The following is a 17,148-nucleotide window of genomic DNA, read 5'->3' on the forward strand; positions in this document are numbered from 1 at the left end:
TTGTTGTGAGCTGATGTAACGTTGTTGAAGCCGCTTTGGTGCGTTGAGCCAAACAAAACTAACTGCTTGTTTAATAGTCATCTTTTGCCATGATTAATTGCAGTGTGAAAAATCTAGAGTCAGGCTGTTATGAAACGAAAGATATTGCTGCTTTTTGCTCACCCTTCACAGCATCGCTCAGAGGTAAACCTGCCGCTTTATAAGGCCGCTAAGAAAATCGATGGTGTGACCTGTGTGGATCTATACCGAGAGTACCCTGATTACTACATCAACATCGATCGAGAGCAGAAGCGACTGCTAAGCCATGACATCGTTATCTTTATGTTTCCCTTGTATTGGTACTCCACGCCCGCGCTCTTAAAAGAATGGCAAGATTTGGTATTGGAATACGGATTCGCTTATGGGCAGGGCGGCGATGCGTTGCAGGGCAAGTGGTTTTTGAATGTGTTGACGGCGGGCGGCTCAGAGCAGGCATACAAAGCAGAAGGGTATAACCATTTCCGTTTGGATGAGCTACTGCAGCCACTGCAACAGATGGCGGATGTATGTGGTATGCGGTATTTACCACCTTTTGCCCTTTTCGGTTCACGCACAGCTGCTGCAGAACAGCGTCTAAAACAACATGTCGACGCATGGCAGAGGTTACTTCTGGCAATGACCGAAGGGCGTTTTGACATCGAAAAAGGCTGCAAGATGAGCAGTCTGACTGAACAGTTAGACGAACTTATATCGGAGGCGATATGACGGCGTATTTAGGGCAAGCATTCGTCTATCTGGTGGCTGCCGTCATTATGGTGCCGCTGGCCAAACGCTTTGGTTTAGGTTCGGTGTTGGGCTATTTGGTGGCCGGTGTCGTTATCGGTCCTTTGACTGGTTTGGTTGGGGCTGAAACTGAAACGCTACAGCACGTTGCTGAATTTGGTGTGGTTATCATGCTGTTTTTGGTGGGGCTAGAGCTGCAGCCGCAAATGCTGTGGCAAATGCGTAGTAAGCTCATCGGGCTGGGTGGTATGCAGGTGGCTGGCTCCGCATTGCTGATTTCAGGCACGGCTTTGTTGTTCTCTGTTGATTGGCGCATGGCCGTCGCTATTGGTTTGATATTTGCGCTGTCGTCGACAGCGATTGTACTGCAAAGCCATGGTGAGAAAGGCTGGTCCCATACCGAAGGTGGGCGTAGTTCCTTTTCTGTGTTGTTGTTTCAAGATATTGCCGTTATCCCCATTTTGGCATTTTTACCCTTCTTGGCGATGCCCGAGCCTGACGTTGTTGCTGATCTTGTCCATGGCGGTGCTGAGATGGCTGGCGCTGCAGGTGAGCACCATGCTGATGATTCATTGGCAGATTTACCCCCCATGATTTATGGCTTAGCAGTGATAGGTGCGATCAGCATTGTGATTATTGTGGGCCAATTCTTAAGTACGCCTTTGTTTCGCTTTGTCGCTAAGTCAGGTTTGCGAGAGGTGTTTACCGCCACGGCGCTTGCGCTGGTGGTGGGGATCTCGGCATTAATGAGTATGGTGGGATTGTCACCAGCGCTCGGTACCTTTCTTGCCGGCGTGGTGTTGGCAAACAGTGAGTTTAGGCATGAGCTGGAATCCAATATCGAGCCGTTTAAAGGTCTGCTGCTGGGGCTATTCTTCATTACTGTTGGGGCAGGGATCAGTTTCACTGTCTTAGTGGATAACCTCGGATTTCTTATCGGTGTGACGGTGGCGGTGATTTTTGCCAAAGCGCTGGTGCTTTATCTGTTGAGTATTGTTTTTAAAGTGCGCGGCAGTGATCGTTGGATCTTAACGCTTAGTTTGGCTCAAGCGGGTGAATTTGGTTTTGTGTTGCTGGCGTTTTCGTTGCAGGTCAATGTACTGACGCCGGAAATGGTCGAGCTATTGGCCATGGTGGTCGCGTTGTCCATGTTTCTAACGCCGTTGCTGTTTATTTTGCTGGAAAAGGTGCTGATGCCGCGACTTGAAAAGGCGAATAATGAGCAGCAAGAAGAGGATGTGATTGACGAAAAGGGACAGGTGATTATCGCGGGCGTTGGACGTTTCGGTCAGATAGTTAATCGCCTGCTACTAGCCAATGGTGTCTCTACCACAGTATTGGATCATGAGGCGCAGCGTGTTGATTTGCTAAGACAAATCTGTATTAAGAGTTACTTTGGTGATGCGACACGGTTGGAGCTGTTACATACCGCGGGCATCGATGAGGCCAGCTTACTGGTGGTGGCAATTGACGACAGAGAACGCGCGATCCATCTAGTGCAAGAAGTGAAGCGACATTACCCGAATCTAACGGTGCTGGCCCGTGCATTTGACCGTGGTGATGAGTATCAACTTGAGCATGCCGGCGCGGATATTGTTGTGAAAGAGACCTATCATTCGGCACTTTATATGGGGGGAGAAGCGTTGAAGGCGCTCGGGTATCACCCATTTCAGGCTGAAAATCTTAAGCAGGCCTTCAACCAGGTAGAGTTGGAAAGCCATCCTGAGTTACGTGCGGACTGGATAAGTACCAAGCATGAGAAGGGGATCAGTGCCAGTTACAAAGAACTCTTTATTAAGTTAGATGGTGCCCTGGTACAGGCGATGAAGAAAGATCGCAGTGATACACATTCCCATGAAGAAAGGGGATGGACGCCACCCCCAGCTGGATATGATGATTTGTTAGAGGCGCAACAAGCGGGTCATACTGATGGTAAGGCGCGGAGCGGACAATGAAACAGCCAGAAATAGAAACTGAGATCCCGCTGATTGAAGAGATACTTGGTTCTTGGCAAACAGCCTTGATGGCTGATTATCAAGGCTACAAGAATCATGTGTACCGCATGCTGCACTTCTGTTTTGCGTTGCATGAGTGCCGTGGTGATGATCGAGAGAAATTGATTATTGCCGCCTGCTTTCATGATTTAGGTATATGGCCGGAAGGTTCCGTCGACTATTTGCCGCCTTCAATGGCTTTAGCCAAGAATTACCTGGAAAAACGAGGGCGTGTCGACTGGGAGCAGGAAATACTATTGATGATCGATATGCATCATAAACTGCGCCCGTACACGGACCCGCGTTTTCCGCTGGTTGAAATCTTCAGACAAGCCGACTTGGTGGATGTGTCGTTTGGTAAGATCGGCAAAGGCATTCCTAAACCCTTTATTGAACAGGTTAAGGCGGTATTTCCTAATGCCGGCTTTCATCAACGCTTGCGCCAACTGGCTTGGCAGCACTTTAAGAAAAATCCATTTAACCCCATACCGATGATGAAGTGGTGAGTCTGCATAGAGTGACGAGGTGGCTTAATACCGCAAGATAGTCAGGCTGAGGGAGGGCGTTTTTCTATGTGCGAATGGCCACCGTTGGTCGTGGCGCTGTATTGTTCATATTCCTGATGACAAGCAATCGTCAAGCGTGGAATGAACGAGCGAGTAGTTAAGCTAGCAGGAAACTGATAGATGTTTCTTTGCGTAACCCTCTTCATCCCGTAGCTTGACGATGAAGAAGGCTTTATATCCCGATTGGTTAGGCTGGAGGGGTGATACTTTGCAGCATTTCGACCAACTCTTGTTCCGTTCTCGGTTCTTTTGCCAACGTGACTTCCGGTGTCGCGCCGCCTCTTAAAACATAAGCGCGGGTGCTGCAGTGATCGTAGTGGTACCACAGTCCATTCACACAGACGTTGCTATAGCAACGCGGGTCTTGTTTCAGTGTCATCGTTAGCCACCTATTTAACCTTATTTATCCTGAGGCTAATAAAACCTAACCCTAATTTGTATAAAAAAAGGTCAATATGTTGATGGTGGTAACAGTTCGTTAGTTGAGATTGTTGCCTGCTCGATCTTTTTGGATAAAGGTCGATGAGTGTCACGTGGGCAGGTTAAGTACTATTTCGTAGCTTTATCCCGTGCCACTGCAATCATCTCCGAGAACCATCCTGGTGATGCAGTGCGATGCCACTTTGTCGCAACGAAAATGAACCGTTTAGCTATCTGCCCAACCAAGTCGGCAGGTTGAATGTTGGCTGTCTTTAATAGCGCATTTTTTTGGTATCGATAACATTTTAATTTGCCTTTTCTTCCTGTTTTTTACTGCTGGCTTTTAGTCGCCTTTTTTACTTTATCGTTATGATTTTTAGCTATTTTGTTTGTCTCTTATATTTCATTAGATTGCTGTCTAGTGTCCTGAGTTACAGCCGATCGGCTTTATTGTAGGGTTGTGGTATCAGTACCATAGTGCGAGCTAATTTCGTTCTTAGACCGAATTCTCGCCATTCTTACTTCCGCACATTGCTATATTTTGCGATGCACGCTGCGCCATAAGTAGCGGCATAAATACAAAATATTCCAAGGAAAGCGATATGTTGGGAAAAGCTATGTCACTAAAAATCGTTGTCGGCTGCCTGCTGATGTCTCTGTCTGCTTTTGCTGCAGAGGCTGCTGAAGAGGTTCGCCTGAAACATGCTCAATTTACACCTTACTATGAAAACGGATTTGACTATTCTGAGCTGGAAGGCGCCGTTGAAGTTAAGAATATCGGTCCATCTAAACAGGTTTGGTTGCACTATCAGGCAGAAGATGGCCAGTGGCTTGATCATCCTGCATTTTATGTTGCGGCAACCAGTCATGGGTACGAAGCATTTAGCTTTCGTTTGCCTCTCTCCGGCTCGGTCTCTGGTGTCCAGTTTGCTATTAAATATCAGGTTAATGGTCAAACTTATTGGGATAATAATGGCCTGCAGAACTATCAATTTGATGGCACCACTCAGACTGATTTTAAGCATCAAGCGGTAGCGTTAGATGATGCTTATCGTGATTCTTCGTTGATTTCGGTAAAAGCGCGGGCACGTCATCAAGGCAGTGCGGATAAGGTCACCATGGTTTATACCGGTGATGACTGGGAGCATAGCTATCGTAGAGAGTTAACTTTAAGTCATACCGTTGCTGACGCGAACGGTGTCAGTGGTGTTTGGACGGGCGAACAATATATTGAGTACTACCGCCATTTCGAGTTCTATTTGGAATATAGCTCGGGCCAACAGACCCAGATTGATAACTACTACGGAAAAAATTATCGTTTATTCAGCACGGGCGATGCGATCGGGCAACGGCCATTGTTGCAGCGTTACCCTCAGGTCTATTTCCGTGGACAACCAACGGGGTGGAACTCTATCCCAATGACCTTGATCGATGACTATACCTGGTCGATTGTTGTTTATTTTGATGGTTATACTGACTTTAAACTTGATGTTTATGACGATTGGTCACGCAATTTCGGTGATGACAATGGTGATGGTATTGCTGACCTTGATGGAGCGAACATGAAAGTTGGTACGGCGGGCTCTATTCGTATCATTTTTAATAGCCTAACGGGTGCTTACCAAGCCACACCTGCGAGCTAGCGAGTTGACCGTGAGTGCTTTGTTTCGACGCAGACTGGTTACTGGTCTTCGAACAAAGCACTCAATGTCATAACCACTAAGAATGCGGCGATGTGACCCGTGATGAATGCGAGTGGCATCCAAATGAGACCGTCACCAATATGAGAGGCATCGATGCCAATATCTGTGCGGTGGCTGACAAAAAATAGCAAACCGGCGGCGACTAGCGTGACGGGAACCGCGGTGGCATCAGAAGATAGCCCGCAATGGCCGCGATACTTCATCTCGTAGCAATGCATGGCGACATAAATCACACCTAGGCTGCTGCCTAAGTACCAAAATTGCGGGCCGGCCGTTATGACGGGAAAGATCAGCCAAATAATAAAGTAGGCTGGTAATGCACTCCACAATATCCAATCTGTATTGCGCTTGTTCGACCCACTCTGGCTCATCTAATTTACTGCAGTGATTTAAAACGGAGGTGTAGTATGCCTCAGCATCTCTACTAGTTCATCTTCCGTACGCGGCTCTTTCTCTAGCGTGACCTCTGGCGAGGTGCCGCCTCTTAGCACATAGGCTTTGTCACTGCAGTGATCATAGTGATACCAAAGACCATTTACACAGACGTTGGTATAGCAGCGTGGATCTTGTTTAAGAGTCATCGTCTTCTACCCGAATTAACCTCAGTTATATTGAGGTTAAGTAAGCCGTCGGGATATGAGTATTACCATAAAGGGGTATATTTTTTGACCATTGAGGTTGAGCTGATCTAAATCAATTTTGGCTGGCGAGCATAAAACTGAGAAATACCTCTCTATCACACTGATGGTGACTGGCTTTGAGCTAGTGTGTGGCGCGTTTTCTGCAAAGATTATTACGCGTGGTGTTTTTTTGACGGCGCGTGAAATTATTGACGGTTTATGGAATAATGCGCCGCTTAAACAGTCTTGACTACTCGTTGTAGTTTTGTTGTTCCAAGGGATGGATGGTTAAGGTGAAGTGTTGTTATCGTTGGCTTATTCTCATAAGTCTAGTTTTGGGGAGCGCAGCTCAAGCGGAAAGTATTTATTCTTGGGTTGATGAAAATGGTGTCACCCATTTTTCTACGCAGGTGATTAAATCCAATGCCTCGTTCACCTCATATTCGGTCGCTGATAGGCTTGATGATCTGCAGCGTAAAATTGCTGGATTTACGCCCGAAGGTGTGGCCGTAGTATCGATTGAAAAGAAAGGCCCTCGTGTTTTACTTACAGGAAAGAGCTCTTCAGCGAAGTCGCGACAAAAATTCAGTGAATTGTTGGTTGCAAATGGCTTTGGTGGTGTTCTTCCTCGGCATACTGGAGCGGCGCGCGCATCCAAGGAACTGTTTCATTTCTACATTTTGGAGCCGCAAACTAAGACTCAAAGTCTGGGTTTTATTAAACCGGCTAAAGATAGAAAAAAGCAGGTACTAAGTGACGCAGACTGGATTAACCAAGTGGGCGCAGAGGTGCCAGGTGAGATCCTTATCAGCAAGTTTAAGGTGATTGACGGGGTGTTGATGGTGAAAGGCAGCACGCCAAGTCAGAATTACTTAGCTGAGCTGATGCAATCGATCAGCAAATACAAGTTGGGCGAACCCACACTGACAAAATACAAAGGCAAGCAGTTCGTCATCATGGTGACGCCCTGATTGAGCGTTTCAGCTCCGGCTGATTATCTTTCTTTACCTTGAGTAGATATGCTGAGCTTTAATTGCGCGAGCTAGCTTGGCTTTTTTGGGACAGTAATAAGTATGACTAAGTTCTTTTTTGTGTTGGTGACCTCCTTTTTTCTGATCGCCTGTGGCGGAGGTTCCTCTTCTGGTGAAGTATCGCCAACCACAGACACGCCTGAAGCCGAAACGCCTAGTGAAGGTGATGAAAGCGGCGGCGATGAGCAAGCTAGTGAGGGTGATGGCGAAGCGGGTGAGCAGGACAACGAACAACCCTCTCCCGAGAATATCGACTACGCACAAGTGCTTTGTGATGACGATTTGTCAGAGGTCATCCACTTGATCAATCAGCTCCGCGCACAATCGCAAATGTGTGGAGAAGAGGCCTTTCCAGCGGTGGATGCTTTATCCATGAATGCCCTGTTAGACCGAGCCGCTGAAGGACATTCAGCCAACATGGCAAACTACGACTTCTTTGATCACACTGGGTTGGATGGCAGTTCGCCGGGGGATCGCATATCGGAGCAAGGCTACGATTGGCGTTCTTATGGTGAAAACATCGCAGCGGGTCAGTTTAATGCGCAGCAGGCGGTTAATGGATGGATGAACAGCCCCGGTCACTGCCGTAATATTATGAATCCTAACGTGACCGAGATGGGGTTGGCCTGTGTTGAAAACAGCAGCGCCAGTTATGGTCGCTATTGGACCCAGGTGTTTGCCAGTCCGCAGTAGTGTGACTACTTTGGCTAATCTAAGTAATTACCGCGTAATTAATTATTCGTTTTGCTGCTGAACACTTCGATTTACACCGCTGTTACAAAGGTCACGGGTCTGATGCTGGACAAACCCCTTCGCAAAGCATAATTTCATCTAGATATGTGTACTTGGTTTCATCAAGGAATGTTATGAAATATAAGATCTTGTCGTTGGCACTAGTAGCGTCACTTACTGGCTGCAGTGATAACAAGCCCACCCCCTCGGAGGTCAACATCGATACACCAACTGCCACAGAAGTTGATGCGGCCGCGGCAGGCTTTCAGCTGGTTTATCCGGAAACGCGTAAAGACGGCACGGTCGATACCTATTTTGAAACCCTAGTGGGTGACCCTTACCGTTGGCTAGAAGATGACCGGAGCGATGAAACGGCGGCTTGGGTTGCTGCGCAAAATGCTGTGACCTTTGGTTACCTTGAGCAGATCCCTTACCGGGAACAGATTGAACAGGTGCTTGAAAAGCAGATCGATTATGAAAAAGTGAGTGCCCCGTTTATTGAGGGGGATTTCAGCTATTTCTATAAGAATGATGGTCTGCAAAATCAGGATGTTTTGTATCGTCAGCCGCTGGTCAATGGCAAACCTGAAGGTGAAGCGAGTGTCTTTTTAGACCCGAATAAGTTCAGTGAGGATGGCACCACGTCATTGGCGGGGATCAGCTTTTCGAAGAACGGCAAGTTAGCGGCCTATCAAATTTCAGAAGGCGGCAGTGACTGGCGCAAGATCATCGTCATTGATGTTGAAACCTTAGCCGAAAAAGGCGAGCCACTGGTTGATGTCAAGTTCAGTGGCATTAGCTGGCAGGGGAATGAGGGCTTTTATTACTCCAGTTATGACAAGCCGAAAGGCAGTGAACTGTCTGCTAAAACGGATCAGCATAAAGCTTATTATCACGCTCTCGGTACACCCCAGTCAGCGGATACGCTGATCTTTGGTGGTACGCCAGAAGAAAAACATCGTTATGTCTTTGCCGCCGTCAGTGAAGATGGTCGTTACTTAACGGTGGGCGCATCTGTTTCAACCTCAGGGAACAAGCTGTTTATTAGAGACCTGTCTAAGCCTGATAGCCCATTGGTGACTATTGTTGGCGACACGGAGTCAGACACCGAGTTACTGAGTTCTGAAGGCGAGCGTCTGCTGCTGGTGACTAACCGAAATGCACCAAACAAGCGCGTGGTTGAGGTCAGCTTTAAGGATCCTGCACCGGCCAATTGGAAAGATGTCATTGCCGAAACCGACAATGTGCTGGATGTTACCACGGCTGGCGGCGACTTATTTGCCAGCTATATGGTGGATGCTATTTCGCGAGTGAAGCAGTTTGATATGCAGGGTAAGTTACTGCGGGAAATCAACTTGCCAGGTCCGGGTACCGCCAGTGGCTTTGGCGGCAAAGCCGAGCAGAAAACGGTTTACTACACCTTCACCAACTACAAAACCCCGGGCACTATCTTTAGCTTGGATGTGGCGACGGGCAGCAGCGAGGTCTATCGTAAATCCAGCTCACCCTTTAATCCTGAGCTATATGAATCGAAGCAGGTATTCTATCCGTCGAAAGATGGTACCAAGATCCCAATGATCATCACCTACAAAAAGGGCTCGCAGCTCAATGGCAAAACGCCGACCATTTTGTATGGTTATGGTGGTTTCAATATTAGTTTGACCCCGTATTTCAGTTCAGTGAATGCAACTTGGTTAGAGCTCGGCGGTATTTATGCCGTGGCTAACCTGCGTGGCGGTGGTGAGTACGGTAAAGCGTGGCATGATGCTGGCACCAAGATGCAGAAGCAGAATGTGTTCGATGACTTTATTGCTGCGGCAGAGTACTTGATTGCTGAAAAATACACGTCCAGAGACTACTTGGCAGTACGAGGTGGTTCGAATGGCGGCTTGCTGGTCGGCGCGGTGATGACGCAACGACCTGAACTGTTTAAAGTCGCGTTACCTGCGGTTGGGGTGCTGGATATGCTGCGCTACCATACCTTTACCTCAGGTGCTGGGTGGGCATACGACTACGGTACGTCTGCAGACAGCAAGGAGATGTTTGAATACTTGCTGGGCTATTCGCCGGTACATAATGTGACTGTGGGTGTTAGTCACCCAGCGACTCTGGTAACCACAGGTGATCATGACGATCGTGTGGTGCCGGCGCATTCATTTAAGTTTGCCGCACAGTTGCAGGAGAAGCAGACGGGATCTAATCCTGTGTTGATCCGCATTGAAACCAAGGCGGGTCATGGTGCGGGTACACCGACCAGCAAGATTATTGAGCAATATGCTGATATTTTCGGTTTCACTCTCTACAACATGGGCGTGAAATCGCTTTAAATTGGCCAGCTTATAGATCGAGGAAGCCCGGCCATTGCCGGGCTTTTTGTTTTTCTGCCTACGTTATCTGCATTCTAATAGGGAGTGGGTTGAGTCAGGGATGTTCTGCTTTTTTCGCTTTTAAGGTGGCTACATTTGTATTGGAATTAGTTGTTCATTTTTCGCTGGTCAGCTGTATCTACAACCTGTAGATTGCGCCGCGTCTCTTCCCCATTTGTGAATGGATTAGTTCATGAGCACCGCTAGCTTTCTTCGTTTGATACTACTTGCCGCACTTTGGGGGGCATCATTCCTGTTCCTTCGAGTCGCAGCACCTGTGATGGGATCAGTGGCTTTGATTACTAGTCGGGTAGCGCTTGCCGCTCTGCTTCTGGCCGCGGTTGCCGTTTGGCTCAAAAAAGCCCCAAAGGTTGGGCTGCATTGGCGTCACTACTTAGTACTTGGCTTGGTTAACTCGGCAATTCCTTGGGTGCTATTGGCCTATGCTGCGCATACGTTGTCGGCCAGTGTCATGTCTATTTTGAATGCGACGGCGCCGATGTGGGGAATGGTGTGTGTTGCCGTCGTTGATCGCCAGGGCGTATCAGCGAAGCGGCTGTTTGGCCTATTTCTCGGAACTATCGGTGTCGCCATGCTTGTGGGACTAGACCCTACTCTATTTGGTCAGGCGTCAGCTGCTGATTCATCGGCGATGTGGTTCGCCGTAGGCGCCATGTTAACCGGCACGCTTTGCTATGGTATCGCATCCACTTATACTCGCAGCGTGAAAGGCGTTGATGCCTTTAATAATGCCCACGGCAGTATGTGGGCGGCCACGCTATTGCTAGCGCCATTGCTGCTGTTTTATCCGGTGCAATCGCAGCCGACAACACTTGTTCTAAGCTCTGTGGTGGTCTTAGGGATCGCTTGTACCGGGATTGCCTTGCTGATCTATTTTAAATTAGTTGCCGACGAAGGGGCTCCTTCGGCGCTGACAGTGACTTATCTTATCCCCATGTTCGGTGTGTTATGGGGCCATCTCTTTCTGGATGAACAGTTAGGCTGGCATACCTTGCTTGGTTCGTGTGTGGTATTGATGGGCACGGCGCTGGTGACTGGCTTTTCGCCAATGAAACTGTTTAATCAGCATTCTCGCTGAGTTCATTCAAAAAAGCCCGGCATTTGCCGGGCTTTTAAACTTAATGAACATACATCAGGATTAAAACTTACTCGGTGCCGGTGGCGCTTGGAGTGCGGCGGCACGCTTTTCCGGTAGTTGTTTTAACAGCTCTTCTACCGCGCGTTCTACTGAGGGATCTTTACCCATAAAGATCAGCTCAGGTCGGTCGATCACTTCGATGTCTGGCGATACACCTTCATTTTCTACCGCCCAATTGCCATCGGTATCCATAAAGCGGAAAGTTGATGCGATCACCATGCCGCCATCCACCAGACTTGGGTTACCCGAAATACCAATCAAGCCACCCCATGTGCGTGTGCCGATCAGTGACCCCAGTTTTAGTTTGCGGAAGTAGTAGGGTAGGGCATCACCACCAGAACTGGAGTAGCCGTTAATTAACATCGCTTTCGGGCCAACATGGCTGTAGTAGGGGGTTGCATTGGGCTCGGCACCACGGCGCTTCCAATAGTTAAGCGGTTCGCGCGCGAGCATGGCGATCATATGCTCAGGGATAAAGCCGCCGCCGTTGTATCGGTCATCAATGATCAGGGCTTCTTTATTCACCTGCGGCAAGAATTGCTTGAACAGCTCGCGGTTGCCGGCAAACAGCGTGTTAGGCAGATGCACATAACCAACACGGCCACCAGACAGCTTATCCACATAAGCGGCGCGGCTTGCTACCCAGTCTAGATAGCGCAGGTTGGTTTCGCTCTTGATTGGTTTAACCAACAGATCACGACTGTCTTTGCCATTGGCTGCGGTTGATACGCTAAGGGTGATCGGTTTATTGGCACTGTTTTGTAGTAGCTCGTAGATATTGCTAACAGAATTACTTGAGATGCCATTTACCGCGGTAATGAAATTACCTTCACTGATGTTTACACCTGGCTCGGTTAACGGCGAACGGAACGCATCGTGCCAGTTTTCACCCTTAAAGATTTTACTGATGATAAAGTTGCCTGACGGGTGGCTCTTTATATCAGCGCCCAATAAGCCACCTTCTACACGGTCGACTTTGGGCTGCTCACCACTTTGTACATAGATATGGCCGGCATTCATTTCGCCAGCAACTTCACTGAGGATGTAGTCAAGATCTGTGCGGTGCCCAGCATGGTCGACCAATGGGCGGTATTTGTCATAGATCGCCTGCCAGTCCTGGCCGTGCATGTTGGGATCATAGAACCAGTCCCGCAGCGTACGCCAACCATCGTTATACATCTGCACCCATTCAATTGCTGGGTCAATACGCATCTGCATGTTGGCCGTGTCTAGTTTGCTTTTAGTGGGTTGCTGCTGCTCTTTGGCATCAATGATGGAGAAATCACCGTTGACCTTAACCAGCAACTTTTTTCCGCCAGCGGCCAATCGATAGGCGCTCACATTATCGGCTACGTTTTTGCTCTTGGCATCAAGCGCGACAGCCATCATCTGCAACGTGTAAGGCGGTTCGATACCCGCAAGCACAAATAGATCGTTCTCGTTGGCCGTCAGATGGGTGTAGTTACCAGCTTTCGCAGCCAATGGCTGAGCCAGCATCTCCATTTTTTCAGCCGTGAGCGTGATCGGTTTATTGGCTGACCCCTTCTCTTTTTCTTGTTCGTCGTCACTCTTAGCGACTGAGACTTCATCGCTGACCAAGGCTCCCGGCATGGTGACATCGTCGTGCAGTGGCGCAGCGTATACGCGGGTGGCTTTGTTATAGAGGTAGTTAAACTCGTGATCGCCAAAGGTCAGGTTGTAATCGCGATTGGAGAGAAAGTAGAGGTAGCGTCCTTGTGGATCGAACGTTGGTTCAAAGTCGGCGGTCCGGCCATTACTTAAGGTTGTACGCTGATTATTTTTACTGTCGTAAAGCCAGATCTGCGGTAAGCCGTTGGCGGCGATTTTGACATATGCCAGATAACGGCCATCGGCAGAAAATTGATAATAGGTAATATCATCAAAGCGCCCTTTGTCGACCTCAACCTTTTTGCCTTTCAAAGAGGTGAGCCATAGGGTTTGATTTTTATCTGCCCAAGCCAGTTTGTCTGAGCTACCCGCCCATACCGGAGCAAATTTCCAGATGCTGCTGTTTTTGGTGAGTTGCTGTGGCGCTTGCTTACCATCTTGCTGCTGGATGTAGAGCTCATATTCTCCGGTGGCATCACTTAGATACGCGACATATCTGCCATCGGGTGACCAACTGGTGCTGTGCTCTCGTGCGGCTGGAGTATTTGACAGGTTGCGTGTCGGGCCGTTTTTCTCCGGCACAGTGAATAGTTCTCCACGTGCCGCAAACAGCGCACGTTTGCCATCATGGGACAGGTCGAACGATTCAACAAATTTGGCGACATTGCGGAACTTTGCTTGTCGATAGGGGCGTTCGCCTGCGACTTTAATATCTAATGGTGTGCTGGTTTTATCACCTGGCTGGTAGCGATAAAGCAAGCCGCCACTTTCATAGACGATCGCTTCTGGACCGGCACTGGGCCACAGCACATCGAAGTCATTGTGGTCGGTGACTTTGATCGGATCCCCCTCAACCTGATACTGGAACAGATTGAGGGTATATTCGCGGTCAGACGCAAAGTAGATGTTGTCGCCAACCCATACCGGCTGATTGTCGGTACCGTCGTAGTGGGTGAGTTGTTGACTCTGGTTGGTGGCTAAATCATAGGTCCAGACATCTTGGGCGCGACCACCTTTATAACGCTTCCAGGTACGCCATTCTCGGTCAATCGGCGTATAAACTAAGGTTTTGCCATCAGGTGAGAGCATACCGCCCCCCCCTTCAGGTACAGCTAGGGGGATCGGCATACCCCCGTTGACGGGTACCAACATCGGGCGCCCCATACGTTTACCCCAGGGCAGTCGGTTGGCGCGGAATAGCACATGCTTACCATCCGGCGTCCAATCCAATACGCGATAGTCAAAACCACCGCGGGGTGCCATCGGCCCGACATCGTTGTAATAAGTGAGTTGTTTTAGATCACTGCCGTCGGTGTTCATCACCCAGACTTGGCGACTACCGCTGTACTCGGCAGAAAAAGCGATCTGCGAGCCATCGGGGCTGAACTTAGGAAACAGCTCCAATCCTTTATCGGAAGTTAGTCTTGTGGCTGTTCCGCCGGCAGTGGCGGCGATATAGATATCCCCCGCATAGACAAAGCTAACTTTGTCTTTATGAATATCGGCAAAACGAAGTAGATGGGTGTTTTCTGGGGCTGAACTGTCGGCGAACGCTGCGCCGGATCCCATGCATGCGGTCAGCAGCAAAGGCGATAACCAATGTTTTTTCATGTACAAGTCCCTGTGGAGATGAAGTTTTTTGATGAAGTTTTTTATTGCAGCTGATTTTTTACCTGTGTATGACCACTGGCATCAGTCTGTAGTGAACGATCATTAACAAACAAAGGGTAGAGTATGGCTGAGATACAATATTTTCCTAGGGAACATCTGTTACCGATTGTTAACTAAGGATATTAACCTTAAATGTTATCTCGCTACGTTTGTTGCCATTGCTCAGCGTGCGCTATTGCATCGTTTAGCAGAGGCCATGCTAACAACGCTTGTTGGTAGCGGCCTGCGTCGCCATCGAAATGGATCCCGTATGCGTTCAGTCGATAAGCCATGACGCTATAGAACGCATCGATTGCGCCAGGGGTGTCAAACATGAAAGGTGTTGCTGCGTTAGTGAAGATGTCATGGAGTCTGGCCAGTTCTGCTGCGATTGCAGCGGTATCTGTGATGGGTGCCACTGGGCGAGTAGAAAAAGGGCAGTTTTGCCGGATATTCAAAAACCCTGAATGAAGTTCTGCGATTAAGCTGCGTGCTTTTGCTCGGTCAGCTTGTACCTCTGGATAGAGCGCGCCATCAGTTAACTCATTTAAGTATTCAGTGATAGCGAGAGAATCATTGATTTCGATATCGCCGTCATAAAGCACGGGCACAAGCATGGTGCTTGATAGCTTAGCGAGCTGTGATTGGTAACCTTGTTGCTGCAATGGCACGACCACCAGGTCAGCTTTGATAGCTGCGATTTGGCAGCATATCCATACACGAAGTGACCAAGTGGAAGCTGTGCCGACGATTAGCTGCATGGTTGAGCTCTCGGAGTTTAAGATAAGTATGTAGAACGATGTTAAAGCATGTGGAATTTGGAACAAGGCTATCGTAGCGGTGGTAACACTAATCGGCCGAAGTTTGAGATCTTACCTGTGATAGTGCTGCACAGCGTATCTTTCTCGTTGATAGAACCTGCTGAGATAGCGATTGTGTCATCTCAGCAGGTATTTCAGTGGTCCTTGATTAGTTGAACGATGTTAATTTTGCTTTCAGCCTATTTGGCTGCGCCATGTGACAGCCTGCGAAGTCTTATCAGGCAACCTCCAACCAATAGCAGTGCATAAGCCGCTGAACTTTCAGGTACTTTTACCGCTTGATATTCTGGAGGTAACTCATCCAGCATTCGATATGCATTGTCGACTATTCCGCCTGAGTGAAAATTACCACTCTTTCCTGCGTCATATTTAGCGAAACCTTCATGGGCATATTCTAAGATTGCGCCATTTGCAATTGCATCTTGCCACGCTGATATGTCGTCATATAGGTTTGATGTGCAGCTATCGAACTCTATGCAGGGATAAGGTAGGTAGATCTCGTAATCTAATCCTTCTAAGTCAAAGTACTCCGTTGGATTGGTTTGTGAGACAAAGCTGGCAGAGAAAGCGATCTCGAACCCTCCCATCCATAGCCCACCATGGAAAAAGTGACTGCTACCAATTCCCTGGTCGGTATTGAGCAAAAATTCATCACTTCCAATTCGCATTGTTCCAGCGACAATGGCGGTGTTGACGATGTCATAGTAGAAATTCCCTACAACAGTTTCTTGCCCAATCACATCCCTATCTATCTCAATGTCGATCTCTTCTTCGAGGGTGAATTCGATAAAATTGGCAGATACAGCACTACCATAGAGAGAGATGAATAGCGTAATCGCAAACTTGGCTAGTGTTTTCATAATAACCTTCCTTTGGTTGCGGGTATTGCGAAGTAACGATAGTTTGGATTTGGCTATTTAAAAGACGATTTTTTGGAACGTTTTAAGTGAGCTTCAGCTAATTTACCGGCGTCGTTTAACGAGCGGTAAAAGTAGCAACAACAGGCCAGCAGCATAGCTGCTGTCAGGTACTTTCATTGACGGCTTAAAGATGTCGGGTAGTTCATCGACCAGCCGAAAAGAATCATGCTCTATGAAAGTATCCCAAAAATCACCGCTTTCCCCAGAATCGTATTGAAGAAAGCCTTCATGAAAGCCCTCGATCAGCGCACCGCTAGCTTCCGCATCTTGCCACACGGGAATTTCATCATACATAGTGGTTGGGCAAGCATCGATTTCAATGCATGGGTACAGATCTAGAGGCACGCCTATCTCATATTCGCCATTTAGACTGAAATGGTTATTGGGGTTGTTTTGTGATTGAAAGCCTATGTCAAAGCCCATATAAAAGCCGTATTGATGAAGTGACATATAGAGGTTGCTATTACCGACCCCTTTGTAGCTATCCATCAAAAATGTTTCGCCCTCGATATCCATTATGCCAGCCACTAAGCTGACATTTTCGATATCGTAGTAGAAACTGCCGTAGACAGATTTATAGTCGATAATCTCATCGTAGTATTCGTCGTATGACACCGTCTCAATGGTGTCTGATATTTGGTATTGAACAAATGCCGCGAAGGCGGGGCTGCTAGCAAATGAGATCATCAGTGAGAGTAATATTGCCACTTGTTTCATAGTAACCATCCTTTGGTTGTGGATATTGAATGGTAACCTTAGTTTGTATCTGGTTATT

General features: G+C 48.1%; 15 protein-coding genes. 8 read left to right on the top strand and 7 right to left on the bottom strand.

What is annotated here, in order from left to right; genetic code table 11:
• Positions 1–129: 129 nt before the first annotated feature.
• From EZV61_RS03975 to EZV61_RS03985, 3 genes are read left to right on the top strand one after another with little or no spacing between them, the layout of a single operon-like run.
• On the top strand, positions 130–744 hold the full coding sequence (locus EZV61_RS03975; protein ID WP_131414404.1) for an NAD(P)H-dependent oxidoreductase: 615 nt from the start codon (positions 130–132) through the stop codon (positions 742–744).
• Complete coding sequence (locus EZV61_RS03980) at positions 741–2,717, top strand: cation:proton antiporter domain-containing protein (RefSeq protein ID WP_131414405.1); 1,977 nt, start codon at positions 741–743, stop codon at positions 2,715–2,717. The genes EZV61_RS03975 and EZV61_RS03980 overlap by 4 nt, the downstream gene beginning before the upstream one ends.
• Positions 2,714–3,262, top strand: a complete 549-nt coding sequence (locus EZV61_RS03985; RefSeq protein WP_131414406.1) for an HD domain-containing protein — start codon at positions 2,714–2,716, stop codon at positions 3,260–3,262. Before EZV61_RS03980 ends, EZV61_RS03985 begins: the two co-directional genes overlap by 4 nt.
• Positions 3,263–3,509: 247 nt before the next feature.
• On the opposite strand, the gene EZV61_RS03990 is transcribed toward EZV61_RS03985, so the two are convergent.
• The gene (locus EZV61_RS03990; RefSeq protein ID WP_114338802.1) at positions 3,510–3,701 is read right to left on the bottom strand and encodes a hypothetical protein; all 192 of its coding nucleotides are present in this window, start codon (positions 3,699–3,701) and stop codon (positions 3,510–3,512) included.
• A gap of 643 nt (positions 3,702–4,344) precedes the next feature.
• Here EZV61_RS03990 and EZV61_RS03995 point away from each other — a divergent pair.
• Positions 4,345–5,385 (top strand): carbohydrate-binding protein, encoded by a 1,041-nt coding sequence (locus tag EZV61_RS03995; RefSeq protein ID WP_131414407.1) that lies wholly within the window; start codon positions 4,345–4,347, stop codon positions 5,383–5,385.
• A 38-nt stretch (positions 5,386–5,423) separates the two neighbouring features.
• Here the strand turns inward: EZV61_RS03995 and EZV61_RS04000 are convergent, their stop codons facing one another.
• On the bottom strand, positions 5,424–5,816 hold the full coding sequence (locus EZV61_RS04000; RefSeq protein WP_131414408.1) for a hypothetical protein: 393 nt from the start codon (positions 5,814–5,816) through the stop codon (positions 5,424–5,426).
• A gap of 18 nt (positions 5,817–5,834) precedes the next feature.
• The gene (locus EZV61_RS04005; protein WP_130566558.1) at positions 5,835–6,026 is read right to left on the bottom strand and encodes a hypothetical protein; all 192 of its coding nucleotides are present in this window, start codon (positions 6,024–6,026) and stop codon (positions 5,835–5,837) included.
• Positions 6,027–6,358: 332 nt separating this feature from the next.
• Between EZV61_RS04005 and EZV61_RS04010 the strand changes: the two genes are divergently transcribed.
• The 4 genes from EZV61_RS04010 to EZV61_RS04025 all read left to right on the top strand — a co-directional run bounded on the left by EZV61_RS04010 (position 6,359) and on the right by EZV61_RS04025 (position 11,293).
• Complete coding sequence (locus tag EZV61_RS04010) at positions 6,359–7,036, top strand: DUF4124 domain-containing protein (protein ID WP_165569524.1); 678 nt, start codon at positions 6,359–6,361, stop codon at positions 7,034–7,036.
• A 102-nt stretch (positions 7,037–7,138) separates the two neighbouring features.
• Entirely contained in the window at positions 7,139–7,789 is a 651-nt protein-coding gene (locus EZV61_RS04015; RefSeq protein WP_131414410.1) for a CAP domain-containing protein, read from the top strand.
• Positions 7,790–7,962: 173 nt separating this feature from the next.
• A complete protein-coding gene (locus EZV61_RS04020; RefSeq protein ID WP_131414411.1) occupies positions 7,963–10,155 on the top strand; it encodes a prolyl oligopeptidase family serine peptidase in 2,193 nt (730 codons plus the stop codon).
• Between the two features lie 232 nt (positions 10,156–10,387).
• A complete protein-coding gene (locus EZV61_RS04025) occupies positions 10,388–11,293 on the top strand; it encodes a DMT family transporter (protein WP_131414412.1) in 906 nt (301 codons plus the stop codon).
• A gap of 60 nt (positions 11,294–11,353) precedes the next feature.
• On the opposite strand, the gene EZV61_RS04030 is transcribed toward EZV61_RS04025, so the two are convergent.
• From EZV61_RS04030 to EZV61_RS04045, 4 genes are all read right to left on the bottom strand, one after another.
• On the bottom strand, positions 11,354–14,593 hold the full coding sequence (locus EZV61_RS04030; RefSeq protein WP_240695144.1) for a S41 family peptidase: 3,240 nt from the start codon (positions 14,591–14,593) through the stop codon (positions 11,354–11,356).
• A 203-nt stretch (positions 14,594–14,796) separates the two neighbouring features.
• Positions 14,797–15,393 carry a glutathione S-transferase N-terminal domain-containing protein gene (locus tag EZV61_RS04035; RefSeq protein WP_131414413.1) on the bottom strand — a complete coding sequence of 199 codons (597 nt, stop codon included), beginning with the start codon at positions 15,391–15,393 and terminating at the stop codon, positions 14,797–14,799.
• A gap of 239 nt (positions 15,394–15,632) precedes the next feature.
• Entirely contained in the window at positions 15,633–16,313 is a 681-nt protein-coding gene (locus EZV61_RS04040; RefSeq protein WP_131414414.1) for a hypothetical protein, read from the bottom strand.
• Positions 16,314–16,415: 102 nt separating this feature from the next.
• Positions 16,416–17,090: a hypothetical protein gene (locus tag EZV61_RS04045; protein ID WP_131414415.1), complete on the bottom strand. Its 675-nt coding sequence runs from the start codon at positions 17,088–17,090 to the stop codon at positions 16,416–16,418.
• Positions 17,091–17,148: the final 58 nt, after the last annotated feature.

This window comes from Corallincola luteus (genome assembly GCF_004336975.1).
Taxonomy (GTDB): Bacteria; Pseudomonadota; Gammaproteobacteria; order Enterobacterales; family Neiellaceae; genus Corallincola; species Corallincola holothuriorum.